The sequence below is a fragment of the Saccharopolyspora soli genome, assembly GCF_022678645.1.
Classification (GTDB): domain Bacteria; phylum Actinomycetota; class Actinomycetes; order Mycobacteriales; family Pseudonocardiaceae; genus Saccharopolyspora; species Saccharopolyspora soli.
The window spans coordinates 13106-37792 of the sequence record NZ_JALBWV010000077.1 but is presented as its reverse complement, the minus strand read 5'-3'; the positions used below and the strand labels follow the sequence as shown (position 1 = coordinate 37792).

Annotated in this window: 22 protein-coding genes; 15 read left to right on the top strand and 7 right to left on the bottom strand. The window is 69.1% G+C overall.

The genetic code is table 11. From position 1 onward, the window contains the following. Positions 1 to 319 precede the first annotated feature (319 nt). Together MOQ72_RS37740 and MOQ72_RS37735 are read right to left on the bottom strand one after the other, a co-directional pair. On the bottom strand, positions 320 to 1816 hold the full coding sequence (locus MOQ72_RS37740; protein ID WP_242190723.1) for a glutamate-cysteine ligase family protein: 1497 nt from the start codon (positions 1814 to 1816) through the stop codon (positions 320 to 322). Between the two features lie 119 nt (positions 1817 to 1935). Beyond that, entirely contained in the window at positions 1936 to 2871 is a 936-nt protein-coding gene (locus MOQ72_RS37735; protein ID WP_242190722.1) for an aldo/keto reductase, read from the bottom strand. Between the two features lie 451 nt (positions 2872 to 3322). Here MOQ72_RS37735 and MOQ72_RS37730 point away from each other — a divergent pair, with 451 nt between their 5' ends. Beyond that, positions 3323 to 4126, top strand: a complete 804-nt coding sequence (locus MOQ72_RS37730; RefSeq protein ID WP_242190721.1) for a TrmH family RNA methyltransferase — start codon at positions 3323 to 3325, stop codon at positions 4124 to 4126. Then, positions 4126 to 4737 carry a DUF2537 domain-containing protein gene (locus MOQ72_RS37725; protein WP_242190720.1) on the top strand — a complete coding sequence of 204 codons (612 nt, stop codon included), beginning with the start codon at positions 4126 to 4128 and terminating at the stop codon, positions 4735 to 4737. The genes MOQ72_RS37730 and MOQ72_RS37725 overlap by 1 nt, the downstream gene beginning before the upstream one ends. 119 nt (positions 4738 to 4856) lie before the next feature. Here MOQ72_RS37725 and sepH read toward each other — a convergent pair whose 3' ends face one another. The 4 genes from sepH to MOQ72_RS37705 all read right to left on the bottom strand — a co-directional run bounded on the left by sepH (position 4857) and on the right by MOQ72_RS37705 (position 9748). Next, entirely contained in the window at positions 4857 to 5765 is a 909-nt protein-coding gene (sepH, locus tag MOQ72_RS37720; RefSeq protein WP_242190719.1) for a septation protein SepH, read from the bottom strand. 266 nt (positions 5766 to 6031) lie between these two features. After that, the gene (serC, locus tag MOQ72_RS37715) at positions 6032 to 7174 is read right to left on the bottom strand and encodes a phosphoserine transaminase (protein ID WP_242190718.1); all 1143 of its coding nucleotides are present in this window, start codon (positions 7172 to 7174) and stop codon (positions 6032 to 6034) included. Between the two features lie 412 nt (positions 7175 to 7586). Further along, positions 7587 to 8513, bottom strand: coding sequence for an SEC-C domain-containing protein (locus tag MOQ72_RS45430; RefSeq protein WP_242190717.1), 927 nt, complete (start codon positions 8511 to 8513; stop codon positions 7587 to 7589). Positions 8514 to 8620: 107 nt separating this feature from the next. Continuing rightward, positions 8621 to 9748: a citrate synthase 2 gene (locus MOQ72_RS37705; RefSeq protein ID WP_242190716.1), complete on the bottom strand. Its 1128-nt coding sequence runs from the start codon at positions 9746 to 9748 to the stop codon at positions 8621 to 8623. 287 nt (positions 9749 to 10035) lie between these two features. On the opposite strand from MOQ72_RS37705, the gene MOQ72_RS37700 reads away from it, so the two are divergent. The 10 genes from MOQ72_RS37700 to MOQ72_RS37655 all read left to right on the top strand — a co-directional run bounded on the left by MOQ72_RS37700 (position 10036) and on the right by MOQ72_RS37655 (position 20066). Beyond that, positions 10036 to 10338, top strand: coding sequence for an urease subunit gamma (locus MOQ72_RS37700; RefSeq protein ID WP_242190715.1), 303 nt, complete (start codon positions 10036 to 10038; stop codon positions 10336 to 10338). 50 nt (positions 10339 to 10388) lie between these two features. Continuing rightward, on the top strand, positions 10389 to 10757 hold the full coding sequence (locus MOQ72_RS37695; protein ID WP_242190714.1) for an urease subunit beta: 369 nt from the start codon (positions 10389 to 10391) through the stop codon (positions 10755 to 10757). Then, entirely contained in the window at positions 10754 to 12481 is a 1728-nt protein-coding gene (locus tag MOQ72_RS37690) for an urease subunit alpha (protein ID WP_242190713.1), read from the top strand. The genes MOQ72_RS37695 and MOQ72_RS37690 overlap by 4 nt, the downstream gene beginning before the upstream one ends. Positions 12482 to 12566: 85 nt before the next feature. Then, positions 12567 to 13280: an urease accessory protein UreF gene (locus MOQ72_RS37685; RefSeq protein ID WP_242190712.1), complete on the top strand. Its 714-nt coding sequence runs from the start codon at positions 12567 to 12569 to the stop codon at positions 13278 to 13280. Beyond that, complete coding sequence (gene ureG / locus MOQ72_RS37680; RefSeq protein WP_242190711.1) at positions 13270 to 13986, top strand: urease accessory protein UreG; 717 nt, start codon at positions 13270 to 13272, stop codon at positions 13984 to 13986. Before MOQ72_RS37685 ends, ureG begins: the two co-directional genes overlap by 11 nt. Before the next feature lie 120 nt (positions 13987 to 14106). Further along, complete coding sequence (locus tag MOQ72_RS37675; RefSeq protein ID WP_242190710.1) at positions 14107 to 14874, top strand: urease accessory protein UreD; 768 nt, start codon at positions 14107 to 14109, stop codon at positions 14872 to 14874. Positions 14875 to 15360: 486 nt separating this feature from the next. After that, positions 15361 to 16014, top strand: a complete 654-nt coding sequence (gene pdxH, locus MOQ72_RS37670; protein ID WP_242190709.1) for a pyridoxamine 5'-phosphate oxidase — start codon at positions 15361 to 15363, stop codon at positions 16012 to 16014. Positions 16015 to 16208: 194 nt separating this feature from the next. Then, on the top strand, positions 16209 to 17510 hold the full coding sequence (locus MOQ72_RS37665) for an MFS transporter (RefSeq protein ID WP_242190708.1): 1302 nt from the start codon (positions 16209 to 16211) through the stop codon (positions 17508 to 17510). 114 nt (positions 17511 to 17624) lie between these two features. Continuing rightward, positions 17625 to 19022: an APC family permease gene (locus MOQ72_RS37660; protein WP_242190707.1), complete on the top strand. Its 1398-nt coding sequence runs from the start codon at positions 17625 to 17627 to the stop codon at positions 19020 to 19022. A 117-nt stretch (positions 19023 to 19139) separates the two neighbouring features. Beyond that, positions 19140 to 20066, top strand: a complete 927-nt coding sequence (locus MOQ72_RS37655; protein WP_242190706.1) for an aldose 1-epimerase family protein — start codon at positions 19140 to 19142, stop codon at positions 20064 to 20066. An 85-nt stretch (positions 20067 to 20151) separates the two neighbouring features. Here MOQ72_RS37655 and MOQ72_RS37650 read toward each other — a convergent pair whose 3' ends face one another. Continuing rightward, complete coding sequence (locus MOQ72_RS37650) at positions 20152 to 21297, bottom strand: acyl-CoA dehydrogenase family protein (RefSeq protein ID WP_242190705.1); 1146 nt, start codon at positions 21295 to 21297, stop codon at positions 20152 to 20154. 121 nt (positions 21298 to 21418) lie between these two features. Between MOQ72_RS37650 and MOQ72_RS37645 the strand changes: the two genes are divergently transcribed. The 3 genes from MOQ72_RS37645 (at position 21419) to MOQ72_RS37635 (ending at position 24658) form a co-directional block, all read left to right on the top strand. Continuing rightward, positions 21419 to 22039 carry a TetR/AcrR family transcriptional regulator gene (locus MOQ72_RS37645; protein ID WP_242190704.1) on the top strand — a complete coding sequence of 207 codons (621 nt, stop codon included), beginning with the start codon at positions 21419 to 21421 and terminating at the stop codon, positions 22037 to 22039. Then, positions 22036 to 22968 carry a carbohydrate kinase family protein gene (locus MOQ72_RS37640; protein ID WP_242190703.1) on the top strand — a complete coding sequence of 311 codons (933 nt, stop codon included), beginning with the start codon at positions 22036 to 22038 and terminating at the stop codon, positions 22966 to 22968. The genes MOQ72_RS37645 and MOQ72_RS37640 overlap by 4 nt, the downstream gene beginning before the upstream one ends. A gap of 385 nt (positions 22969 to 23353) precedes the next feature. Continuing rightward, positions 23354 to 24658: a citrate synthase gene (locus tag MOQ72_RS37635; protein WP_242190702.1), complete on the top strand. Its 1305-nt coding sequence runs from the start codon at positions 23354 to 23356 to the stop codon at positions 24656 to 24658. The last annotated feature ends 29 nt before the right edge of the window (positions 24659 to 24687 follow it).

Below are 24687 nucleotides of genomic sequence, written 5' to 3'. Positions count from 1 at the left end.
TTGATCTCACCAGCAATCGCCGGTTCCAACGCCGCGTAGTCGTAATCCAACTCCGGCAAAACGTACCGCGCCATCGTGAGCATCTCCCTTCGCTGCCGACAGTCTCTAGCTACTGCCACGCTATTGCAACTAGCTGCGAGGTGAGACGTCGCCACCGTTCGGCGTTTCGCCCGAAAAGTCCGGAGGCACAGTCGAAGATGGTCGTGCGTGCAAAAGTGGGCTCCAACCCGGCTACGCACTCACGACCCCATTCAGGTGAAGCGTGAGGGGCACCCTTTACCAAGTAAGTTGGTGAAGGGTGCCCCTCACCTCGTTCCCGTCAGCCGACTGGCCAGGTGTGGACTGGGGCTCCGTTGTCCGAGAGGTCGATGTAGCGGCGCAGCATGCCGGTTAGGGCCGCGTGGCGGTCCGCGCCGCGTTCTTCCAGCAGCGCAACGCTTTCCCGCTGCCACACCGCGCCGTTTCGGCGCGCTAGGCAGCGCTGCTCGATCACGCCGAGGTAGCGTTCGCGGGCCTTGGTCGAGACTCCGCACGCCCGTAGCCCGTCGTGCGCCATCGGTAGCAGTCGGCGCAGCACCAGTTCATCCGGCGATATCCAGCCGATGCCCGGCCAGTACAGGTGGGCGTCGAAGCCGTGCCGCGCCCCGGCGAAGAAGTTCTCCTCCGCCGCCGCGAACGACATCTGCGTCCACAGTGGTCGGTCCTGTTCGGTGAGCGCTCGCTGGACTCCGTAGAAGAACGCCGCGTTCGAGACGATGTCCACCACCGTCGGCCCGGACGGCAGCACCCGGTTCTCCACCCGCAGGTGCGGAACACCATCCACCAGGTCGTAAACCGGGCGGTTCCAGCGCCACACGGTGCCGTTGTGCAGCCGCAGTTCGGCCAGCGTCGGCGCTCGACCGGCGTCCAGCGCGGCCACCGGATCCTCTTCCTCCGGCTCCGGCAGCAACGCCGGGAAGTAGCGTACGTTCTCCTCGAACAGGTCGAAGATCGACGTAATCCAACGCTCCCCGAACCACACCCGCGGTCGCACGCCCTGGTTCTTCAGCTCCTCCGGGCGGGTGTCGGTGGCCTGCAGGAACAACGGGATCCGCGTCTCGTGCCACAATGCCTTGCCCAGCAGGAACGGCGAGTTCGCGCCGATGGCCACCTGCACCCCGGCCAAGCACTGCGCGGCGTTCCAATGCGCCGGGAAGTCCTCCGGGGCCACTTGCAGGTGCAGTTGGACGGACGTGCACCCGGACTCCGGCAGGATCGAATCCGCGTACGAACGCAGCCGTTCGGGGTGCCCGTCGCCGATTGGCACCCCTTCCATGTCCAGCAGCATTTCTTCGCCGCGCGCCAAGAAGATCTGCTCGTTGAGCAGCGAGTACCGCGGGTTGCGCGACAGCCAGTTGGGGTCGAAGTGGGCGCTGCGCAGCGTGGGCAGCGTGCCGATCATGACGATCTTCGCCCCGGCGTCGTGCGCGCTGCCGTCCGCGCGGCGCAGCGCGGCGCTCATCCGCTCCTCCAGCCTCAGGGCGCTGTCCCCGGCCAGCACCTGGGGCTCCACGTTCAACTCGATGTTCTGCTGCCCCAACTCCGTGGTGAACACCGGCTCGCCGATCTTCTCCAGCACCACGGCATTGGACATGGACGGCTCCATCTGGTCGTCCACCAGGCACAACTCCATCTCCAGCCCCATCTGTTGGTGGGGGAAGGAGAAATTGCCCTCAGCGAGCATCCGGGCCAGGGCATCCAGGCCGCGCTGCATCTTGTTCCGATATCGTTGCCGATCCACCGGCCTGAACGCCCGATTTTCCACGTGCCGTCCCATGCCGTCTCCCCGCTTCATCGGCAGCACGTCAGCGCGCAGCGCTGGGAAAACCACCGTGACACATCGGTACCCGACGGGCCAGCGGCCAAAACGGTATCGCCACGTGGCGCGTGGAGCGGTCAGGCGGAGACCGCGGAAAGCCGCTGCAGCTCGGCTTCGGTGAGCGTCAGCTGGGCTGCGGGGAGCAGATCCGCGAGCTGTTCGGTGTTGCGGGCACTGGCGATCGGCGCAGTGACGCTGAGTTGTCCCAACAGCCAGGCGATGGCAACCGACGGGATGGGCACGTTACGCAGCGTCGCGATTTCGTCCAGTCCGGCGAGCACCTTCACACCCCGCTCGTTGAGGTACGCGCGGGCGGCGTCGGCCCGCGGGCTCTCCGAACTGTCGCCGCCGGGGCGGTACTTGCCGGTCAAGAATCCCCTGGCCAGCGAGAAGTACGGCAGCACGGCCAGGCCGTTGTCGAGGACGACTTCGGCGAGCGGACCCTCGAACTGGGCGCGCTCCACGAGGTTGTAGTGCGGTTGCAGGGCGACGAAGCGGGCCAGACCCTCGCGCTGCGAGGTCTCCAGCGCCTCGGCCAGGCGCGGCGCGCTGTAGTTCGACGCGGCGATGTAGCGGACCTTGCCAGCGCGCACCAGTTCGTCGAAGGCACCCAGCGTCTCGGCCAGCGGCGTGGCTTCGTCGTCGGCGTGGGCGTAGTACAGGTCGATGTGATCGACTCCCAGCCGCCGCAACGAATCCTCGGCGGCTGCCTTGATGTTCGCCGCCGACAGGCCAGGACGCTGGGCCCACCTGCCGACCTTGGTGGCGACCACGATGTCGTCCCGGTTGCCGCGGGCGCGCAGCCATTCACCGATCAGGGTTTCCGACTCGCCACCGGAATTGCCCGGTGCGAACGCCGAATAGCTGTCGGCGGAGTCGATGAAGTTGCCACCAGCGGCGGCGTACGCATCCAGGACGGTGAAGGTTTCGTCGCGGTCCGCCGTCCACCCGAACACGTTGCCGCCGAGGCAGACGGGAAAGACGTCGAGGTCAGTGCTGCCGAGTCGAGCCATGTTGCCGAACCTACTCTTTCCGGATCTTGGCGATCCTGTGTCGGAGCGCACAGTCGCCGAGCGGTTCGATGGCCGCGCGACCCGCCCCGAATTCGAGGGCCGGTACTCGGCTGAGGGCAGCAACACCATCGGCAACGCCAGCACCGACAACCCCACGAGCTCGGCCGAGCACCCAATTGCTCCACACCAACGCCGGATCGAAAGGTTTTCTTCCCGGTCTGGGCGGGATTCCAGCCCGGAACCCCGCGCGGACATCCGCCGAGGATCGGAACGGAAATCAATGACGCGGCCGAGGCAGAACTCCTGCCGTGATCCGGCCGGATGGCACCTCGGTGCAGGCTTCGGACGAGCCGGGTCTTCGAAGCCGCCATGGAAACGTCGTGGAAGTGATCGGCGAGAGCAGCTAGCGCCGGGCGGCGCGGCCGGGTGGCGGCGGTGCGAGAATGCGGGCGTGGCGCACATTGTCGAGATCAGCGATGCCGACGACCCGCGGGTCGACGACTTCCGCGATCTGTCCCGTGCGGACCGCCGCCCGGACCGGCCGGGCGGGCGCGGACTGGTGATCGCCGAAGGCGTTCTGGTCGTCGAGCGGCTGCTCGCCTCGCCGTACCCGGTGCGGGCGTTGTTCGGGGTGCGCCGCCGGATCGAGGAACTGGCCGAGGCCATCGCCGACCTCGACGCGCCTGCGCACGTCGCGGACGCCGACGTGATGGCGCGCGTCGTGGGCTTCCACCTCAACCGCGGGGTGCTGGCCGTCGCGGATCGAGCTCCGGTCGTCGAGCCCGCCGAGCTGATCGGCCGCTCGCGCCGCTTGGCGGTGTTGGAGGGCATCGGCGACCACGAGAACCTCGGTGCGCTGTTCCGCAACGCCGCGGCGCTCGGCGTCGACGGTCTGCTGCTCGGCGCGGGGTGCTCGGATCCGCTGTACCGGCGCAGCGTCCGGGTGTCGATGGGGCACGTGCTGCGGGTCCCCTTCGCCCACCTCAACTCCTGGCCGGAAGATCTGAAGCTGTTGCACGACAACGATTTTCGCATTGCCGCGCTGACCCCCAGGGCAGCTGCGAAATCGCTTCGCGAAGCCGCGCTGGACCAGGGGTCGGTGGCGGTGCTGCTGGGCGCGGAGGGTCCCGGACTCACCGACGAAGCCATCGCCGCCGCCGATGTCGCGGTCCGCATCCCGATGGTCAGCGGGGTGGACTCGCTCAACGTCGCCACCGCCGGAGCCATCACCTTCCACGCGATGAGCGGGGTGTGATGGACGCCCGCGAACCAGGTTGGGAACTGCACGCGCGATCCGGCCGCGCGGTGCTGGTCCGCGGCGCCGGTCGGGAGATCGACCCGGCCCGGCTGCGGTTGACCGGCACGCTGGTCGCGGCGCTGCACGAGTGGGCGCACGCCGTCGAAGCGGTCCGGACCGAGGAAGCGGCGGACACCAACACGAAGCTGGTCTCGCGACGCGGCCGCCAGCTCGCGATGCGGTTGGCGGCGGAGACCGGGGGTCAGATCGGCTACGTCGACCCGCTCAGCGGCGAGCTCGACCGCATCGGCCGCCCGCGCTCCGCGCACGCGATGCCCCACCCGCGCGGGGGAACGATCGCCCCGGTGCCGCCCACGCCATGGGGACCGGGACTGGTGGTGAGCGCGATCGTCGGAGCGATCGTGGTGGTCACGCTGGTCGTGGTGACATCGGGGCTGGCCGATGTCAGCGGAATCCTGGCAGTGGTGGTCAACCTCGCGGTGGCGGCCGGTTTCGCGCCGTCGATCTGGCTGGGCCGAAACATCCCGGTCTGGCGCTGGGTCGCCTACGGCACGGCGTCAGGCATCATCGCGGCCTGGCTGGTCCTCCTCCTCAGCCTCCTCGGCTGAGGACCCGATCCTCGAACTCGTATGGGTCGACGGACCGCGCAATCACCTCATCGGTGAAAGGTGAAGGGCACCTTTCACCAACTTGCTTGGTAAAAGGTGCCCTTCACCTCGAAAATCGGTCAGCGGTGGGAACGCACGCCGAGTAGCACGTCCTCCCAGGATGGAACTATCGGATGACTCTTGCGCCCGCGCCGCGGCTCCGCCTTGCGCTGCGCTTCGTCCTCTGCGGCCTCGGCGGTCGCGCCTTCGGCGCTCTCCTCGGCCTGCTCCTCAGCCGGTGGCTCCGCTGCGGGTGGTGGGGTGGTGTCCAGGTCGAGGGTCGGCGCCTCGGACCGCTGCGCGGCCACCGGCTCCTCCACCCGCTCCTGGACCGGCTGCGCCTGCTGGTCGAGCTGCAGCGCTTCGCGGGCCAGCTCGGTGACCGGCCGGACCGTCCGCAGTGGACGGTTCGGGGACGGGTCGAGCAGGTCGGCGGCGTGGTCGTCCAGCGCGGCGACGGTGCCGCCGTGCGCACCGGGGTGGAAGACCCAGTGCGCGCGGTTCTCCGACCGACCGGCCTGCCAGGTCAGTTGGACGGCCCACTTGTTGTCCTCGCCGCGCCAGGAGTCCCAGGTGGCTTCGGCGTAGTCGTGGCCGCGCATGCCGAAGGTGTGCGCGACGACTTCGCCGAGCGTCTGGACGTCCGGCCCGTCCTCGCGGACCGGGTGCGCGCGCTGCGCCATCTCGGCGATCTGGGCGCGTTCCAGCAGCACCGGGTAGGCGTAGCGTTCGACCCTGTGCTCCGGGATGCCGGAGGCGGCCGCGATCTGTTCGACCGACGCGCCCGCGCGGATGCGTGCTTGGATTTCCCTGGGCCGCATCTGGGCCTCCATCGCGATCTGGACCTGGCCGAGCCGGGTGAGGTCACCGCGGGCTGCGGCACGCAGTCGTTCGTCCGCGGGCACGGTGAAGCGCTCGCCGTTCTCCGGGTCCTCGCAGACGACGGATTCACCGTCCTCGTCGAGCCCGACCACTCGCAGCGCTCGCATACGCCAGCCTCCCACCGACTACATGTCACCAAGCTGTGACAGTAACCCGGCGTGCCGCCTTGACCCAGGAGGCACGCCGGGCACGTCGTGTCGTTGTTGGTCGCTGTCTCCGACAACGATCTTGCCGGATAGAGCGCACCTGAGCGAACGGGTAAAACCACTCATTTTCGATGAAGATCACCGATTGTGGCCAATCGTTCACTTGTCGGCGTGACGTTTGGCGCGAAACCGCCGGGATCGACGCGCGATCCCGGCGGCGCGCCGTATCAGGACAGCTGCGAGACCACCCAGTCGATCGACTTCGTCAGTGCGGTGACGTCATCCGGTTCGATCGCCGGGAACATGCCGATCCGCAGCTGGTTGCGGCCCAGCTTGCGGTACGGCTCGGTGTCCACGATCCCGTTGGCGCGCAACGCCTTGGCCACTGCGGCGGCGTCGACCGAGTCGTCGAAGTCGATGGTGCCGACCACCTGGGAGCGCTTCGCCGGATCCGCCACGAACGGGGTGGCGAACGCCGTGGCTTCGGCCCAGGTGTACAGCCGCTGCGACGAATCGCGGGTGCGCTGCACGCACCAGTCCAGCCCGCCCTGGCCGTTCATCCACTCGATCTGGTCGGCGAGCAGGAACAGGGTGGCCACCGCGGGCGTGTTGTAGGTCTGGTCCTTGCGGGAGTTGTCCAGCGCGGTGGGCAGCGACAGGAACTCCGGCATCCAGCGGTCCGACGCGCCGATCTCGTCGATCCGCTCGATCGCGGCCGGGCTCATCGCGGCCAGCCACAGCCCGCCGTCGGAGGCGAAGCACTTCTGCGGCGCGAAGTAGTAGACGTCGACGTCGGCGGCGTCGAACGGCAGGCCGCCCGCGCCGGAGGTGGCGTCGACCGCGATCAGCGCGTTCTCCGAGCCCGCCGGGCGGGTCGGCGCGAGCATCACGCCGGTGGAGGTCTCGTTGTGCGCCCAGGCGATCAGGTCGACGCTCGGGTCCGACACCGGGTCCGGCGCGTCGCCCGGCTCGGCGGAAACGATCACCGGGTCGGCCAGGAACGGCGCGGTCTTGGCGGCCTTGGCGAACTTCGACGAGAACTCGCCGTAGGTGAGGTGCAGCGACCGCTCGCGCACCAGGCCGAACGTCGCGACGTCCCAGAACGCGGTGGTGCCACCCACGCCGAGCACGACCTCGTACCCCTCGGGCAGCGAGAACAGCTCCTGCAAACCTTCCCGGACTCGTCCGACCAGGGACTTCACCGGCTTCTGCCGATGCGAGGTGCCCATCAGCGCCGCACCGGAGTCGGCCAGCCGGGCCAGTTGCTCGCCGCGCACCTTGGACGGGCCGCAGCCGAACCGGCCGTCGGCGGGCTTGAGTTCCTCGGGCAGCTTCAGGGTCGTCGGATCGGTGGTCTTGGCCTGCGTCATGTGCCAGCGCCTCCGGGCATTGTTGGGTGACTCGGCAGGGGGCGGGGCAGGGCCTCCCGCGCGCCTGTGGCCTGCTGACCGGCGCCATTGCCGGTTCGGCTCAAGTGTTGCAGCAGGGTTTCCGGATGGTGACATCCGGTGCTGCCAACAGCCGCACAGCAACTTACTGCGCGTACTCCACTTTGGCCAACGTGCCCGGACCGGAGACCGTTTCCAAGCTCGTTTCGCGTTGCGGTGCGGGTGGCGGAACCTCAGAAGCCTCCTCGCTCTGGGATCCCCGACATCATGTATGTCCAATACACCACGTCGGGGCTGTCCTCGCGAGAAGGCTTCTGAGAACCCGCCGCGGTGCGAGTCGCGTACGTGGGCCAAGCGGCTTCGCCGCTTCGAAGACAAGATCGAAGACAGGCACTCAAGCGAATCCGGGTGCTCCGCAGCATTTCTTGTACTTCCGGGCCGAGCCGCACCAGCACGTGTCGTTGCGGCCCGGCGGCCACTCGGTGGCCTGCCCGAGGCGGGCGGCCTCGGCGGCGAACTGCGAACGCGTGGACGCTGAGTTCACCGGCAGGCCGCGGGACACCGCGAAGCCCACCAGCGCCTCGATCGAGCCGATGGCGACCGCTGGTCCGGCGTGCTGCCGCAGGGCGTGTTGGACCTGTTGCCGGTGTTGCAGGTGCGTGGTGTCCGGGTACCAGCTCGGGTGTTCTTGTTGAAGCTTGGCGAATTCCGCCGGTGGCCAGAAAAGAACCGCGATCCGGGTGGGCTCGTTGCGCCGCTTGATGTCCTTGATCTGTTCGCTGATCTGGCGGCCGTGCTCGGTGAGCTGGTCGAAGAGGTCGTCGAGTCCGTCTTTGGGCAGCTCCAGTTCGCGGCGCAGCAGACTGCGCTCCCGCAGCAGCTCGAAGCCGACGTCGCCCATCTCGAGTTCCACGTCGAGGTCCGGGACGAACCGGTTGACCCCGATGTTGAGCCAGCGCAACGCCTCCTGGGGTTCGTCGACCAACTGGTAGGCCATCGACGCCTCCACGTAGGCCCATTCGCAGTTCGAGCCCTCGCGGAGCAACCGCGCGAAGCGCTCCTCGGCCTCTGCCCTGCGCCCGTGGGTCAGCAAGAACTTGCCGTGTGCGGCCGGGCCGCTCAGCACGTTGTTGCCGTCGTCCGCCTCCACAGCGGCGAGCAGCGCTCGCTCTTCGCGCTCGTGCTCGCCCGCGGAATGCCAGTAGTCCGCGGCCTCGACCAGGTCGTTGCACTTCTCGCCGCTGGTCTCCGCGTCCGCTTCGAGCGCCTCGGCGTATTCGATGTGCAACCGCCGCTGCGCATCCGTGGAAGTGACCGTCACAATTCCACGTTACCGCTGCTGGCGGGTGTTCTTGGCGGAGGTGGCGGGAGCGCCGGGTCGTGAGCGGTAGTGGTCGCCATGACGACCGTCGCCACTCACGACCCCTATCACGCCGACGCGATGAGCTGGTTTATCGAGCCCCAGCCGGTGACGTCCTGCGCGGCGCGCGGGTTCGGGCCGACGTACTGCGCCGACGGGCGTACCAGGCGGCCGGTGCGCTTCTGCTCCAGGATGTGCGCCGACCAACCGGCCAGCCGGGCGCAGGTGAACATCGCGGGCATCATCGCCGTCGGGACCTGGGCGAAGTCGAGCACCACCGCTGCCCAGAACTCCACGTTGGTCTCGATCTGCCGGTCCGGGCGACGCTCCCGCAGCGCCGTCAGGGCGGCCTGCTCCAACTCGCGGGCCGCCTCGTAGCGCGGCGCGCGGAGCTGGTCGCAGGTGTTGCGCAGCACCCGCGCTCGCGGGTCCTCGACGCGGTACACGCGGTGGCCGAAACCCATCAACCGCTCGCGGCGGTCCAGGATCGATTCCACCACCTGGCGCGCGTCACCGGTGCGCTCGGTCTCCTCGATCATCGGCAGCACCCGTGCCGGAGCGCCGCCGTGCAGCGGCCCGGACATCGCGCCGACCGCGCCGGAGAGGCAAGCGGCGACATCGGCGCCGGTGGAAGCGATCACCCGAGCGGTGAAGGTGGAGGCGTTCATCCCGTGCTCGGCCGCCGACACCCAGTACGCGTCGAGCGCCTGGACGTGCGCGGGGTCGGGTTCGCCGCGCCAGCGGACCAGGAACTGCTCGGCGGCGGTGGTGGCTTCGGCGATCCGGTTCTGCGGGACCGGCAGCTGGTCGCCGCGCGCGGACTGCGCGACGAAGGACAGCCCGAGCGCCGAGCAGCGTGCGAGCTGGTCGCGCGCCAGCGCCTCGTCGATGTCCAGCAGCGGCGGAAAACCGCAGATCGGCGCTGTCATCGCCAAGGCGGCCTGCACATCAGCCCGCGCGTCGTTGGTGCGCACCGGGATCGCGGTGTCGTCCGCGGGTGGCAGGCCGTCGCCGAAGCGGCCGTCGACGAGCAGTGCCCACACGTCGCCGAAGGACACCGTGCCCACCAGATCCTCGATGTCCACGCCGCGGTAGCGCAGCGCACCGCCGTCGCGGTCGGGTTCGGCGATCTCGGTCTGGAAGGCGACCACGCCCTCCAGACCGGGGCGGAATTCGGACTGGCCTGCGTTGCTCATGGCTGCCTCGTCTCCTCGCTGGATCTGCCCGCGTTGCTGCGCGGGCAAGGGTGACGTGGCGGGGTGCAAGGCATGTTGCCGTGCGAAACACAGTGCACCCGCCGGGGTGGTGGAGGCAATGGGATCGGCCCGGAAACAATCAGCTGATGAGGTAGCTCACAGGACCTCCGGGAACTTCATCGGTGGGTGAAAAATTCCGGAAAAATGGTTGTAACTAGTCAATTAGGCGGTTGTAAAACCGCTGGATAGCTCACATATGACCGATGGCCATATGTTAAAGAGTCCCCATGCACCTTGCTCCTCACGAGCGCGACAAGTTGCTGGTCTACGTGGCGGCTCGGCTTGCGCGCGAACGGCTGGATCGCGGACTGAAGCTGAACTACCCGGAGGCGGTGGCGTTGATCACCGACCACGTCGCGGAGGGCGCTCGGGACGGGCGGACCGTCGCCGATCTGATGCGCAGCGGACGGCAGGTGCTGCGCGCTGACCAGGTGCTCGACGGCGTACCGGAAATGATCCGGGACGTGCAGGTGGAGGCGACTTTCCCGGACGGCACGAAGCTGGTCACGGTGCACGACCCGATCACCTGACCAGCCGCCAGCCAGCTACCTGCCCCGAATCGACATCCGAGGGAGCTGCCATGCGTCCAGGGGAGATCATCACCGCCGAAGACCGGATTCCGCTGAATCCGGGCCGGGAACGCGTCCGGATCACCGTCGTCAACCGCGCCGACCGCGCCGTGCAGGTCGGTTCGCACTACCACTTCGCGGCGGTCAACCCCGGCCTGGAGTTCGACCGCGCCACGGCCTGGGGCCACCGGCTGGACGTCCCCTCCGGCACCGCGGTGCGGTTCGAGCCGGGCGTGACGCGCGAAGTCGCGCTGGTGCCGATCGGCGGTCGTCGACTGGTGCCCGGCCTCCGCCTGGAGTTCGGCGGCGAACTCGACGCCCGCGACCACGAACCGACCCCGGTCAGCTACGGGCGCAAAGGCGAGGGGGCAGCACGGTGAGCGCATCCTCCATCGATCGGTCCCAGTACGTCGAACTGTTCGGGCCCACCACCGGCGACCGGATCCGGCTGGCCGACACCGACCTGCTCATCGAGGTCACCGAGGACCGCAGCACGGGCCCGACCGGGTCCGGTGAGGAAGCGGTGTTCGGCGGCGGCAAGGTCATCCGCGAGTCGATGGGGCAGGCGGTGGCCACCCGGGCCGAGGGCACCCCGGACGTGGTGATCACCGGCGCGGTGATCCTGGACCACTGGGGGATCGTCAAGGCCGACGTCGGAATCCGGGACGGCAAGATCGTCGGCATCGGCAAGGCGGGCAACCCGGACATCGCCGACGGCGTCGACCCGGCGCTGGTGATCGGCCCGTCCACCGAGATCGTCGCGGGCAACGGCAAGATCCTCACCGCCGGTGGCATCGACTGCCACGTGCACTTCATCTGCCCGCAGGAAGTCGACACCGCGCTGGCCAGCGGGGTGACCACGCTCATCGGCGGCGGCACCGGTCCGGCCGAGGGGAGCAAGGCCACCACGGTCACCCCAGGTGCCTGGAACCTGGCGCGGATCCTGCAGTCGATGGACTTCATGCCGGTCAACGTGATGCTGCTCGGCAAGGGGAACACCACGCGCGGCGAGGCCCTGCTGGAGCAGCTGCGCGGCGGCGCGGGCGGGCTGAAGATCCACGAGGACTGGGGCGCCACCCCGGCGGTGATCGACAGCGCGCTGCGGTGCGCCGAGGAGACCGGGGCGCAGGTCGCCATCCACACCGACACGCTCAACGAGACCGGCTTCCTGGAGTCGACGCTGGCCGCGATCAACGGCCGTTCGATCAACGCCTACCACGCCGAAGGCGCTGGTGGCGGGCATGCGCCGGACATCATCAAGGTGGCCGCCGAGGCGAACGTCCTGCCCTCGTCGACCAACCCGACCCGGCCGCACACCGTCAACACCGTCGACGAACACCTCGACATGCTGATGGTCTGCCACCACCTCAACCCCTCGGTGCCGGAGGACCTGGCGTTCGCGGAGAGCCGCATCCGGCCGTCCACCATCGCCGCCGAGGACGTGCTGCACGACCTGGGCGCGATCTCGATGATCAGCTCGGACGCGCAGGCGATGGGCCGCATCGGCGAGGTCGTGATGCGCACCTGGCAGACCGCGCACGTGATGAAGCGGCGCCGGGGCGCGCTGCCCGGCGACGGGCGCGCGGACAACCACCGCGCGCAGCGCTACGTGGCGAAGTACACGATCAACCCGGCGATCGCGCACGGCATCGCCGGGCACGTCGGATCGGTCGAGGTCGGCAAGATGGCCGACCTGGTGCTGTGGGAACCGCAGTTCTTCGGGGTGCGGCCGCACATGGTGCTCAAGGGCGGGCTCGCCGCGTGGGCCGCGATGGGCGACGCGAACGCGTCGATCCCGACCCCGCAGCCTTACATCGCGCGGCCCAGCTTCGGAGCGCAGCCCCGCGCGGCGGCGGCGAGCAGCGTGTTCTTCGTGGCACCGATCGCGCTGGAGGCGGGTCTGCCGGAGCAGCTCGGCTTGAGTTCCCAGCTGGTCGGGATCGACAGCACTCGCGGGGTGACCAAGGCGGACCTGGTGCACAACTCGGCGACCCCGGACATCCAGGTGGACCCGGACAGCTTCGCGGTGCGCATCGACGGCGAACTGGTAGAGCCCGACCCGGTCGCGGAACTCCCGATGGCCCAACGCTACTTCCTGTTCTGATCCGATGAGGTGGATTTTCCGAGTGGAGGGCACCTTTTACCGAGTTAGTTGGTCAAAGGTGCCCTTCACTCACCACCCAAATGTGTTGAAAGCGAAGGGAGTCGTGGTGCGGGCTGGTCTTGCGGTGCTTGCGCTCGCGGATTCCCGGTTCCCCGGCGGGGGACACGTGCACTCCGGCTGCGTCGAGGAGGCCGCCGCGCGGGGGTTGATCACGGGAGTCGGCGACCTGCGCGAGTTCCTGTACGGGCGCTTGCACGGTGCTGGCGCCCTGCAAGCGGTTTTCGCCGCCGCCGCGGCGCATGCCGCTGCCCGTGGTGTCCGAAGTGGACACTGGCAGGAGTTGGACGTCGAGCTCGACGCCCGCACTCCGTCCCCAGCGCAGCGGGCGGCCTCGCGCGCGCAGGGGCGGGGGATGATCCGCGCTGGCAAGGCCGCTTGGTCTTCGCCGGTGCTGACCGAACTGGTGGCCGCGACGCCGCGGCCACACCACCCGATCGTGCTCGGGGTGCTGGCCGCGACCGCCGGAGCCGGACCGTTGGAGGCCGCGCTGACCGCCGGATACCTGGCCGTCAGCGGACCGTCCTCCGCCGGTGTTCGGCTGCTCGGACTGGACCCGTTCGCGGTCAACGCCGTGCTCACCGAACTGGCCGACGACCTCGACCGGATCGCCGCCGAGGCGGCCGCGGTGGCCGGGCTGGATCCGGCCGAGCTGCCCGCTCCCGGCGCTCCGGCGCTCGACCTGCTCGCCGAGGCACACGATCGACATCACCGGGAAGAGGTGCGTCTCTTTGCGTCCTGAACACTGCCGTGGACATGGCCACGGCCACTCGCATCCGGTCAACTTCGACCCGACCGCGACCGAACCGGACCCGTTCTCGGCGGAATCCCAGCACGGCCGCCCGTTCCGGCTCGGCATCGGCGGGCCGGTCGGCAGCGGCAAGACGGCGTTGACCGCGGCGCTGTGCCGCGCGCTGGGCCAGGAGATCAACCTGGCCGTGGTGACCAACGACATCTACACCACCGAAGACGCCGACTTCCTGCGCAAGGCGGGCGTGCTGGACACCGATCGGATCGAGGCGGTGCAGACCGGCGCCTGCCCGCACACCGCGATCCGCGACGACATCACCGCGAACCTCGACGCGGTGGACCGGCTCGCCGAACGGCATCCGGGGCTGGAACTGGTCATCGTGGAAAGCGGCGGGGACAACCTGACCGCGGTGTTCAGCCGGGGCCTGGCCGACCGGCAGATCTTCGTGGTGGACGTCGCCGGTGGCGACAAGGTGCCGCGCAAGGGCGGCCCCGGCGTCACCACCGCTGACCTGCTGGTGATCAACAAGATCGACCTGGCCGAACTCGTCGGCGCCGACATGGCGGTGATGGTCGCCGACGCGCACCGGATGCGCGGTGACCTGCCGGTGATCACGCAGTCCCTCACCCGCACCCCGAACGCGCCGGACACCGCGAGCTGGGTCCGTGAGCAGCTGAAGGTGGGCGTGCGCGTGTGACCGCTTTTTCGGCGGGCCTTCCGTCCTCGGTGTCGTGGGTGGTGGCGGTGCGATGGTGTCGTGAGTGGCTGTGGCCGTTCTAGCGACCATCGGCACTCACGACCGGAAGGGTGGTGTGGCGTGCGGGCCAGTGCGCTGCTGAGCGTCGAACTCGGCTCCGGCGGGCGCAGCGTCGTGCGGGAGCTCCGCTCGGAGGCACCCATGACGCTGGTGCCGCGCCGGACCGCGACGGCGAGCCCGGACGGGATCGCCGTGGTGCACCTGGTCGGTTCGGCAGCCACACCGGTCGGTGGGGACCGGGTCGACCTGCGGGTCCGGGTCGGGCCGGGTGCCCGGCTGCAACTGCGCGGCACCGCCGCGACCGTCGCGTTGCCGGGGCAGCACGCCGAGCACAGCCGATCAACGGTGCGCATCGACGTCGAGGCAGGCGGCACGATCGAGTACCTGCCGGAGGCCACCGTGATCAGCGCCCGCGCCGATCACCAGGCGGAGATGACCATCGAGCTGGGCGAAGGCGCGCGGGCCCGGTGCCGGGAGCTGTTGGTGCTCGGCCGGTACGGCGAACGCCCCGGCAGGTTGATCACCACGACGCATGTGGCGCGGACCGGAACACCGTTGTTGCGCCAGCGCTTGGACATCGGTGAACACCGGCTCGCGACGAGCGCCGGATACCTCGCGGGAGCGCGGGTGCTCGCGACCGAGACCGTCGTGTGGGACCACGACCCGGCCGAACCCGCGAGCGGCGAGTGGTGGTCGCTGGCGCCGCTGACCGCGGGCGGTGCCCTGGCCACTGCCGTCGCAGCGGACGCCGTGACGGCGCAGCGCCGCCTCGCCGAAGCGATCGGTCACCACCCGGACGCGGCGGTCCTGGCGGTTCGAACCTGGTGAACACCGCTGGCCAGCGGGTGCTCCTTTTCGAAGCAGCGCAACGGCTTGACGCGTCTGCGCCGTCGCGAGTTCGCAGATCGGGTTCGCCGCGCGGCTTGCCCTGACACGGGTTTGGCGTGGTCGAACCCCGCGCGGCCACTGCGAAGACATGCCAGCGAGGGGCGCTGCTCGCGCCGCGGCGGAGATCGAGTTCGAGGGCGCCTGCCTACGGTCGGTTCACCGCAAGGTGTGGATCAGTAGTTCGGGTGGGCGTTTCGCGGCGACGTGCGGCGTCCGAACGAGTGTGGGAACGATCACTGCATCGGTTGCGGAATCGATCGTGAAGTACTGTCGATTCGGCGTCTGTTCGGATCCCGTTTACCGTCGTACGCGTGGCTGGCGCCGCCAAACCCTTTCGCGTCGGCCGGTCCAACCCCTACTTCTCCGGCGCACCGCCGGAGAAGTCGTCGAGTCGTGCCGCTGCCGGGCGAGTCAGGGAGGAAAAGGATGTCGGAGGCCAACATCGCGTTGCCGTCCATGCGGGTGTCCTACGAAGCCGGGGCGCTGGACGAATCCTCGCTCGCCGCGACCTGGTACGAGCAGCTCCAGCGGTGGTTCGACGATGCGGTGCAGGCCGATCTGCCCGAGCCGAACGCGATGGTGCTGGCCACCGCCGACGCCGATGGCTTCCCGTCGGCGCGAACCGTGCTGTGCAAGGGCTTCGACGAACGCGGGCTGGTCTTCTTCACCAACTACACCTCGGCGAAGAGCCACGACCTCAAGGTCACCCGCGCCGCCGCCGCGACCTTCCCCTGGCTGGCGTTGCAGCGCCAGGTGAACGTGCGCGGCACCGTGGAGAAGGTGAAACCGGAGGAGACCGCCGAGTACTGGGCGGTCCGGCCGCGCGGGTCCCAGTTGGGTGCGTGGGCGTCGCCACAGTCGCGGGTGGTCGCCAGCCGGGAAGCCTTGCAGTCGTTGCTCAGCGGCATGGAGCGCCGTTTCGTCGATGCCGAGAAGGTGCCGGTGCCGCCGCACTGGGGTGGCTGGCGGATCCGCCCGGACTCGGTGGAGTTCTGGCAGGGCCGTCCGGACCGGCTGCACGACCGGCTGCGCTTCCGCCGCACCAACGACCGCTGGACCATCGAACGCCTCGCTCCCTGACTCGGCCACCTTCACCTGGGCAGGGGACGGTTCGCAATTTCTCGCGAAATTGCGCAGGCGGCGCGTGGTCGCCTTTCCGCTGGTCGTTCGTGGTGGGTTTTTGTCCAGTTCGGTTGGTAGTTGGGTAGATGTCCATCACACGAGGTGGGAAAGGGCGCGCCGTTAGCGGGACTAACGGCTAGGCTGCAACACCTGTGCAGCCCAGCAGCGGAACCCGGTCAACGTCGCGCCGACCCCTACGAGCCCTGCTGAGCAAGGTCTTCCTCGACACCCGACCACTGCAGTACCCGGCGTACCGCCGCCTGTGGCTGTCGAACATCATCACCTCCGTCGGCGCGCAGTTCACCGCCGTCGCGGTGCCCAAGCAGCTCTACGACATCACCGGATCCTCCGCCTACGTCGGCCTCGCCGGGATCTTCGGCCTGGTGCCGCTGCTGGTGTTCGGCCTGTGGGGCGGCGCGATCGCCGACACCGTCGACCGCCGCCGCCTGCTGCTGGTCACCAACGGCGGACTGGCCGTCAGCGCCGTGCTGCTGTGGGTGGTCGCCGCCGCGAACGTCCGGTCGGTGTGGCTGGTGCTGGTGCTCTTCGCCGTGCAGCAGACGTGCTTCGCGGTGAACATGCCCACCCGAGCCGCCGCGGTCGCCCGGCTGATGCCGGTGCACCTGCTGCCCTCGGCGCAGGCGCTGGGCGCGACGGTGTTCCAGCTCGGATCGATCATGGGGCCGCTGTTGGCGGGCATGCTGCTGCCGCTGATGGGGCTTTCGGTGCTGTACCTGGTCGATGCGGTGGCGTTGTGCACGGCACTGTGGGCGGTGTTCCGGCTGCCGCCGTTGCCGCCCAACGAAGGCGCTCCGCAGCGCGCCGGTCTGCGCGCCGTGTTGGACGGATTCCGTTACCTGGCACTGCATTCCGTGTTGTTGGCGTCGTTCCTGCTGGACATCATCGCGATGGTGTTCGGCATGCCGCGGGCGCTGTTCCCGGAGATGGCGGAGCGCACCTTCGGTGATCCACCGGGCGGCGGGGCGGCGCTCGGCTGGCTGTTCGCGGCGATCCCGCTGGGCGCGTTCGCGTTCGGCGTGTTCTCCGGCTGGCTGCACCGGATCGCCCGGCACGGGGTCGGCGTCGTCCTGGCGGTCATCGTGTGGGGCATCGCGGTGATCGGATTCGGCTGGTCCGACTCGCTGTGGCTGGCGGTGTTCTTCCTGGCCGTGGGCGGCGGGGCGGACCTGGTGAGCATGGTCTACCGGAGTTCGATCATGCAGGCTGCGGCGACCGACGAGATGCGCGGCCGGATCCAGGGCGTGTTCACCGTCGTCGTCGCCGGTGGGCCGCGACTGGCTGACACGTTGCACGGCCTGGCAGGCGCATCGCTGGGCACCTCGACGGCTGTCGTGGTCGGCGGTGTCCTAGTTGTTATCGGCGCGGTGCTCGCGGCGATCTTGCTGCCAACCTTCTGGCGTTACCGCGCTCCAACCGCTGACCAGCGAGAATAGGTCGGTCGCGGTGGGGGTGCTGGGCACTTCGCCCAGCCTGATCCGACCGCAGCAGTGCGGTTCGACCAGGGGTGGGCAGACAAGCCGTCGACCCAACCTGCACACTTCTCAGCTATGGCCAACGAAACGACCGTGAACGACGCGCCCGGCGGTGCGCAGGAGCCTGGCCTCAAGAAGGTGATGGGCCCGAAACTGCTGCTCTTCTTCGTAGTGGGGGACATCCTCGGCACCACCATCTACTCCTTGACCGGCAAGGTCGCGGGCTTGGTCGGCGGCGCGCTGTGGATTCCGTTCCTGGTCGCGTTCGTCGTCGCCTTCCTGACCGCGTTCAGCTACCTGGAGCTGGTCGGCAAGTACCCGAAGGCGGGCGGCGCCCCGCTGTACGTGCACAAGGCGTTCGGCGTGCACTTCCTGACCTTCGTGATCGCATTCGCGGTGATGTGTTCCGGTATCACCTCCGCCTCGTCGGCCGCGCAGGCGTTCAGCGGTGATTACCTGGAGGGCATCTTCGGCGAGGGGGTGTCGTCGGTTTCCTGGTTGGTGGCGATCGGCTTCCTGCTGCTGCTGGCCGCGATCAACTTCCGCGGCGTCGGCGAGTCGGTGAAGATGAACGTGGTGCTGACCTGCGTGGAACTCACCGGGTTGGCGATCGTGATCGTCTTCGGCCTCTACGCGATCTTCGCCGGTGCGCACAGCGCCGACGTGGAGCCGGACCCGAGTCGGTTGATGCAGTTCAACACCGAAACCACGCCGCTGCTGGCGATCACCTCGGCGACCGCGCTGGCGTTCTTCGCGATGGTCGGCTTCGAGGACTCGGTGAACATGGCCGAGGAGACCAAGAACCCGGCCAAGAACTTCCCGCGGGCCCTGCTGCTGGGCATGGTCATCACGGCCTCGATCTACCTGCTGATCGCGCTGATCACCTCGACGTTGGTGCCCACCGACAAGCTCGCCGAATCCGACGGGCCGTTGCTGCTGGTCGTCAAGGCCGCCGCGCCGTGGTTCCCGCCGCTCCTGTTCTCGCTGATCGCACTGTTCGCGGTGACCAACACCGCGCTGATCAACATGCTGATGGCCAGCCGGTTGGTCTACGGCATGTCGCAGGAGAAGATCATCTCGCGGCAGTTCGGCCGGGTGCACCCCACGCGGCGCACCCCGTGGGTGTCGATCCTGTTCACCAGCCTCATCGCGGTGATCCTGGTGAGCTCGCTGGAGATCGCCGACCTGGGCAGCACCACGTCGCTGCTGTTGCTCGCGGTGTTCGCGGTGGTCAACGTGGCGGTTCTGGTGCTGCGCAAGGACAAGGTCGAGCACCAGCACTTCAAGGCGCCCACTTGGATGCCCGTGCTGGGTGCGCTGACCTGCGCGTTCTTCGCCAGCCCGCTGTCCGGCCGACCGGCCACGGAGTACATCATCGCCGGGATCCTGCTGGGCATCGGCGTGGTCTTCTGGGCGATCAACTACTTCGTGGGCGGGCGGCAGGAGTTCGACGCCGCCAAGCTGGCGAAGTGACCCGATTCAGGTGAGGCGTGAGGGGCACCCTTTACCAAGTTAGTTGGTGAAGGGTGCCCCTCACGCCATCCCTGTCCGGGCCGGTTGTGGGCTCGCGGATGCTTCTACAGTGGTTGGGTGCACGATCCTGTTCCCGCCACTGGGCGGCAGTTCGAAATCAGCTTCGGCGGCGCGCGGGCCGTGGTCACCGAGGTCGGCGCGGCACTTCGGGCCTTCGAAGTCGACGGGGTGCCCTACGCGGAGACCTACGACGCGGACCGACCGCCGCCCGCCAGCGCTGGCGGTGTCCTGGTGCCGTGGCCGAACCGGGTCGCCGACGGGCGCTGGCGGCTCGACGGCGAGCCGCAGCAACTCGCGCTCACCGAGCCCGCGCGGCAGAACGCGATCCACGGCCTGCTCCAGCACACCGCGTGGACCCTCGTGGAACACGCCGAGTCCACAGTGGTCTTGCACGCGATGGTGCCCGCGCAGCCGGGTTGGCCGGTGCCGCTGCTGACGTCCATCGGGTATGCGCTGGACTCGGACGGCTTGACGGTGACGCACACCGTGGAGAACCTCGGCTCCCGTGCGACCCCGTTCGGCGTCGGCGTGCACCCGTTCCCCCGCGCTGGCAACGCCGAAACCGACGAATGCACGCTGCGCCTGGCCGCCGCGACAGTGCTGCCGGTGGACGCCGAACGGCTGCTCCCGGTGCGACCGCCGCGCGCTTTGCAGGGCGACGAAGTGGACTTCCGCTCCGGACGTCGGTTGGCGGGTGTGCTGCTCGACACCGCTTTCGGCGGTGCGACACCGGCACCGGACGACCCGCAGCAGTTGGTGCGGCACGCGCTCACCGATCCCGGCGGGCACGGTGTCCAGTTGTGGGCCGACCCGGTGTTCAAGTGGGTCCAGGTCTACACCGCGGACGACTTCCCCGGCCGGGGCCGGGCGATCGCGATCGAACCGATGACCTGCCCGCCGGACGCGCTGAACTCGGGCACCGACCTCCTGGTCCTGCAACCCGGCGAGACCTGGATCGGCCACTGGGGTCTCACCCCGCTCTGACGCGGTTGCCGATTTCGCGCGAGATCGGCGCTCCTTCCGTGCGGGAAGTGGGAGTTTCGCGCGAAATCGCCCGGCCGCCCGAGGCTCAGGGGCGGGCGAGGTGGCGGCCGATGAGCATCCGTTGGATCTGGTTGGTGCCCTCGAAGATCTGCAGGACCTTGGCTTCGCGCATGTAGCGCTCCGCCGGGAAGTCGCAGGTGTAGCCCGCACCGCCGAGCACCTGGACCGCGTCGGTGGTCACTTTCATCGCCGCGTCGGTCGCGATGAGCTTCGCGATCGACGCCTGGTGGCCGAACGGCAGCCCGGCATCCCGCCGCCGCGCCCCGTCCAGGTAGGTGGCCCGCGCCGAGTGCACGGCCGCGGCCATGTCGGCCAGCAGGAACTCCAAGCCCTGGAACTCGATGATCGGCCGTCCGAACTGCTGCCGCTGCTTCGCGTAGTCCACGGCGAGGTCCAGCGCGGCCTGTGCCAGCCCGACCGCGCACGCGGCGATGCCGAGCCGACCGGAGTCCAGCGCCGCCAGCGCGATCTTCAGCCCGTCGCCTTCGGTTCCGATGAGCCGCTCCGCGGGCACCCGCGCGTCCTCGAAGTACAGCGGTGTGGTCGGCGATCCGCTGAGCCCCATCTTGTGCTCCGGGGTGCCCGCCGAAAGCCCTGCCGTGGCACCGTCGACCAGCAGGCAGCTGATTCCGTGCGGCCCGTTGTCCGAGGTCCGGGCCATGAGCGTGTAGAAGTCCGCGATCCCGCCGTGGGTGATCCACGCCTTCGCGCCGGTGACGGCGTACGAGTCGCCCTCGCGAACGGCTCGGGTGCTCAGCGCTGCCGCGTCGGAACCGGCGTGCGGCTCGGACAGCGCGTACGCACCGAGCTGGCGGCCGCCGATCATCTCCGGCAGCCAGCGCGACCGCTGCTCCGGGGTGCCGAAGTGGGCCAGCGGGTAGCAGCTCATGGTGTGCACCGACAGCCCGACGCCGACGGTCATCCACGCGCTGCTGAGCTCCTCCAGCACCTGCAGGTAGACCTCGTACGGCTGCGCGCCGCCGCCGTACTCCTCCGGGTAGGGCAGGCCGAGGAGTCCGGCCTCGCCGAGCAGTGCGAAGACGTCGCGCGGGAACTTCGCCGCGGCTTCGTCGGCCGCGGCCCGTTCGACGAGCTTGTCGTGGGCGATGTCGCGGGTCAGCGCGAGCAGGCCGGTGGCTTCTGGGGTGGGAAGCAGGCGTTGGACAGGCATGGCGGTTCGCCCTCCTGGTTCCAGTACTGATATGAGTACTGTAGGATCTACCAGAGTACTCGCAAGTCCCACCAGGGGGAACCCGCGCAATCCGCCGACGTGCTGTGGCAGGCTTCCAGCGATGACCACCTCCCAAGGCCGCAATCGGCAGGTGAACGCGCGCCGGGCCGAGCTGCTGGACCGGCTGCGCGACCTGTTCCTCGCGGAGGGGTTCGCGCACTTCACGCTCGACGACCTCGCCGCGCGGCTGCACTGCTCCAAATCGACGCTCTACACGCTGGCGGGCAGCAAGGAGCAGCTCGCGGTCCGCGTCGTCGCGCACTACTTCAAGTGCGCCACGGAGCGCATCGAGCAGCGGGTCGCGGTGACCGAGGACGTGCCGGAGAAGGTGCGGGTGTACCTGGAAGCGGCGGCGGAGGCGCTGCGCCCGGCGTCTCGCGAGTTCATCGACGACATGGCCGCCAACCTCTCGACCCGCGCGACCTACGAGGCCAACGCGCACGCGGCCGCCGACCGGATCCGCGGTTTCATCCGCACCGGCGTGCGCCAGGGCGTGTTCCGGGAGGTGCACGCCGGGTTCGTCGGCGAGATGGTCGGCCGCACCATCGTCGGCATCCAGCGCGGTGAGTTCGGCGAACGCACCGGCTTGTCGGACGCGGCCGCCTTCGCGGCGTTATCGCAGTTCCTGCTCGGCGGGCTGACCGCAGGTGCGGGAGTTGAGCACAAAGTGGAGGAAATGTGATCGTCATCGGCGGCGAGGCGCTCGTCGACCTCGTTCCGGACCCGTCCACAGCGGACGGTGAACTCGGACCGCTGCACCCGCGGCTCGGCGGCGGGCCGTACAACGTCGCCATCGCCTTGGGACGACTCGGGATTCCAGTCGCGTTCTTCGCCCGCCTGTCCACCGACCAGTTCGGCGACAAGCTGTTCGAGCGGTTGCGCGCCTGCAACGTGGACGTCGAGCTGGTGCAGCGCGGTCCGGAGCCGACGACGCTGGCGGTGGTCGGGCTCGCCGAGAACGGTTCGGCCCGCTACAGCTTCCACACCGAGGGCACCGCCGCCCGCTTCGTCGCGGACCGGCCGCTGCCGGAGCAGACCACCGCGGTCTGCCTGGGCACCCTCGGCATGGTGCTCGAACCCGGCGCGTCGGTGTACGAGAAGGTGCTGTTCCGGGAAGCCGAACGCGGCCGGTTCATCGCGCTGGACCCGAACATCCGCGCCGATCTGATCACCGACGCCGACGCCTACCGTGCCCGGTTCGCCGCCTGGCTGCCATCGGTGGGCCTGCTGAAGGTTTCCGACGACGACGCCGAGTGGTTGGCCGGTGACCAGGACGTGCTCGAAGCGGCCCGCGACTGGCAGCGGCGCGGCCCGGCGGCGGTGGTGCTGACCCGCGGAGCCGACGGGCTGACGGCGGTGACCGGCGACGGGGAGCCGGTGACCGTTCCGGGCGTGCGCGCCCAGGTGGCCGACACCATCGGCGCGGGCGACACCGTGCAGGCCGCGCTGCTGGCCTGGCTGCACCGCCACGACGCGCTCTCGGCGGACGCCGTTCGCGCGCTCGACCGCGCGCAGTGGGAACAGGCGCTGCGCTTCGCCGCTGCCGCGGCCGCGGTCACGGTGTCCCGCCCCGGCGCCGAGCCGCCGTGGGCGAACGAGCTGTCCTGGTGATCCGACCGGCGAATACGTGCGCGACACCACCCTGTGAGCTCAACCGCGTCACCGCCGTTGATCCCAACACTGGTTAGCCCGATCGGATGGGCTGGTTGGTCACGATGACCGGCCCGTCCGGCTCCGGAGTGTCGAGGGTCGGCGGTCGCGAACGGCCGGATGGGATGTGATCGTGGTCCCACCTGCCAAAAAGCCGAAACGCGATTGCTGCGCTGGGACCCCACAGCGGTCTAGCGTGACTACTGACAGGACCCCAACGGGGTGGTGCTGGCGGCGGTTCGGACACCCCGACCGGCGCGCGGGCGACAACAACGCAGCCCTGCCGCTTGGCTGGACACGCTGGTCGTCTTCACAGCGCACCCCGACGAGCGCGAGAGGTTCCCGAATGCCCGACGACGTGACCGCCAAACGTACCGTCGCGCTGCGCTATGACGCCGGCGAGCACGAAATGCAGGTGATGCAGCCGACCGAGGGTGCACCTGGTGTGGACCTCGGCAAGTTGCTGGCTCAGACCGGTTTGGTGACGTTGGATCCGGGCTTCGTCAATACGGCGGCCTGCACCTCCGACATCACCTACATCGACGGTGACGCTGGCATCCTCCGCTACCGCGGCTACCCGATCGAGGAGCTCGCGGCCAAGTCCAACTTCATCGAGGTCAGCTATCTGCTGATCTACGGTGAGCTGCCGACCCAGCAGCAGTACGACGACTTCGCCGATCGGATCCGGCGGCACACCCTGCTGCACGAAGACCTCAAGCAGTTCTTCGACGGCTTCCCGCGGGACGCGCACCCGATGCCGGTGCTGTCCTCCGCGGTCTCCGCGCTGTCCACCTTCTACCAGGACAGCCTCAACCCCTTCGACCGGGACCAGGTGGAGCTGTCCACCGTCCGCCTACTGGCCAAGCTGCCGACCATCGCGGCCTACGCCTACAAGAAGTCGGTCGGCCAGCCGTTCCTGTACCCGGACAACTCGCTCGGCCTGGTGGAGAACTTCCTCCGGATGACCTTCGGATTCCCCGCCGAGCCCTACGAGGTCGACCCGGTCATGACCCGCGCCCTCGACCTGCTGTTCATCCTGCACGCCGACCACGAGCAGAACTGCTCCACGTCGACGGTGCGGATGGTCGGCTCTTCGGAGGCGAACCTGTTCGCCAGCATCTCGGCGGGCATCAACGCCCTGTTCGGCCCGCTGCACGGCGGCGCCAACAGCGCGGTGCTGGAGATGTTGGAGGGCATCAACGCCAACGGCGGGGATGTCGATTCGTTCGTGAACCGGGTCAAGAACAAGGAGCCCGGTGTACGCCTGATGGGCTTCGGGCACCGGGTTTACAAGAACTACGACCCGCGCGCGGCGATCATCAAGAAGACCGCCGACGAGGTGTTGGGCAAGCTCGGCGCGAACGACCCGCTGCTGGACATCGCCCTGAAGTTGGAGGAGAAGGCGCTCGCCGACGACTACTTCATCGACCGCAAGCTCTACCCGAACGTCGACTTCTACACCGGGTTGATCTACAAGGCGATGGGCTTCCCGACGAAGTTCTTCACCGTGCTGTTCGCGCTCGGTCGGCTGCCCGGCTGGATCGCGCACTGGCGGGAGATGCTGGAGGACCCGGCCCGCAAGATCAGCCGCCCGCGGCAGGTGTACAGCGGTTCGGCGGAGCGTGCCTACACCGCGATCGGCCAGCGCTGAATCGAAACCTGAATCCTTTCTCGGGCGCT

What these genes read in the sequence shown, in the direction of transcription:
- MOQ72_RS37740 (WP_242190723.1), bottom strand. Translation starts at nt 1,816, where the DNA reads ATGGGACGGCACGTGGAAAATCGGGCGTTCAGGCCGGTGGATCGGCAA.
- MOQ72_RS37735 (WP_242190722.1), bottom strand. Translation starts at nt 2,871, where the DNA reads ATGGCTCGACTCGGCAGCACTGACCTCGACGTCTTTCCCGTCTGCCTC.
- MOQ72_RS37725 (WP_242190720.1), top strand. Translation starts at nt 4,126, where the DNA reads ATGGACGCCCGCGAACCAGGTTGGGAACTGCACGCGCGATCCGGCCGC.
- sepH (WP_242190719.1), bottom strand. Translation starts at nt 5,765, where the DNA reads ATGCGAGCGCTGCGAGTGGTCGGGCTCGACGAGGACGGTGAATCCGTC.
- serC (WP_242190718.1), bottom strand. Translation starts at nt 7,174, where the DNA reads ATGACGCAGGCCAAGACCACCGATCCGACGACCCTGAAGCTGCCCGAG.
- MOQ72_RS37705 (WP_242190716.1), bottom strand. Translation starts at nt 9,748, where the DNA reads ATGAGCAACGCAGGCCAGTCCGAATTCCGCCCCGGTCTGGAGGGCGTG.
- MOQ72_RS37700 (WP_242190715.1), top strand. Translation starts at nt 10,036, where the DNA reads ATGCACCTTGCTCCTCACGAGCGCGACAAGTTGCTGGTCTACGTGGCG.
- MOQ72_RS37695 (WP_242190714.1), top strand. Translation starts at nt 10,389, where the DNA reads ATGCGTCCAGGGGAGATCATCACCGCCGAAGACCGGATTCCGCTGAAT.
- pdxH (WP_242190709.1), top strand. Translation starts at nt 15,361, where the DNA reads ATGTCGGAGGCCAACATCGCGTTGCCGTCCATGCGGGTGTCCTACGAA.
- MOQ72_RS37660 (WP_242190707.1), top strand. Translation starts at nt 17,625, where the DNA reads ATGGCCAACGAAACGACCGTGAACGACGCGCCCGGCGGTGCGCAGGAG.
- MOQ72_RS37650 (WP_242190705.1), bottom strand. Translation starts at nt 21,297, where the DNA reads ATGCCTGTCCAACGCCTGCTTCCCACCCCAGAAGCCACCGGCCTGCTC.
- MOQ72_RS37645 (WP_242190704.1), top strand. Translation starts at nt 21,419, where the DNA reads ATGACCACCTCCCAAGGCCGCAATCGGCAGGTGAACGCGCGCCGGGCC.
- MOQ72_RS37635 (WP_242190702.1), top strand. Translation starts at nt 23,354, where the DNA reads ATGCCCGACGACGTGACCGCCAAACGTACCGTCGCGCTGCGCTATGAC.